General features: G+C 63.8%; 2 protein-coding genes. Both read left to right on the top strand.

Annotated features, from left to right (window positions below; all coding sequences use genetic code 11):
• Positions 1-43 precede the first annotated feature (43 nt).
• Positions 44-346 carry an HNH endonuclease gene (locus E0E29_RS17905; RefSeq protein ID WP_207303578.1) on the top strand — a complete coding sequence of 101 codons (303 nt, stop codon included), beginning with the start codon at positions 44-46 and terminating at the stop codon, positions 344-346.
• A 126-nt stretch (positions 347-472) separates the two neighbouring features.
• The coding region (locus tag E0E29_RS17900; protein ID WP_130851096.1) for a hypothetical protein at positions 473-814 on the top strand (342 nt) is incomplete at its 3' end.

The following is an 814-nucleotide window of genomic DNA, read 5'->3' as shown; positions in this document are numbered from 1 at the left end:
CAGCCGTGCCCACGGTGAGGTATATCGAAAGGAGGCATCCCGTATGATTTCGGCCAACATCAGCAAGAAAACCCGCCGGGCGGTCTATGCCCGGGACGGCTACGCCTGCGCCCTGTGCGACTCCACCAAGTATCTCCAGGTCCACCATTGCGTCAAGCGGTCCCAGGGCGGCACAGACAGCATGCAAAACCTCATCTGTCTGTGCGCAGACTGCCACGCCCTGGCCCACGGCATCGACCTCCGGGGCGTGGAGATGACCCAGGCCGACATGGAGCAGGCAATCACCGAGTACCTGGCGGACTACTACGCTCCGGATTGGAACCCCTGGGGGAAGGAGGGGCCATAAGCCCCTCCCCTCCAGGGCGGGCACTAGAACATGCGTTCGACAAGCGAAGGGTGTGCAGGATATTGTGGAAAACCGCCAGTTTTTCATATTCCAAGAAACTGACGTACCGACGGAAGGAGGGGCGGAGTGACCAGGGAAGAAGCCAGATTGGACCGTTTCAAGGCCGGGATAGCGGCCATGAGCGCCGCCGAGCGGGAGGCGCTGGAGGCGGCTATGCTTACGGCCAGGGCCATTCCTGAAGGGAAGGGCGTGAGCATCATTGAGCAACTGGTGGAGATGGCCGCTGCCAGGGCCAGGGCGGAGGCCAGACACAAGAGCGATGCTCAGACGGACCGGAGGCGCCGCCGGCTGGTGGGAGCACGGCTGCCCAAGCACCAGGCGGACCGGTGCCGGGCATGCGCAAAGCTGGAGGGGGAGTCGGTGTACCGGTTCGTATGCTCAGCCCTGGAGCGGGCATGCTCGGAGGTG

Origin of the sequence: Intestinimonas timonensis (assembly GCF_900626145.1) — a bacterium.
Lineage (GTDB): Bacteria > Bacillota > Clostridia > Oscillospirales > Oscillospiraceae > Intestinimonas > Intestinimonas aquisgranensis.
Note: the sequence above shows the minus strand (reverse complement) of the source record. Positions and strands in the feature narration are given on the sequence as shown.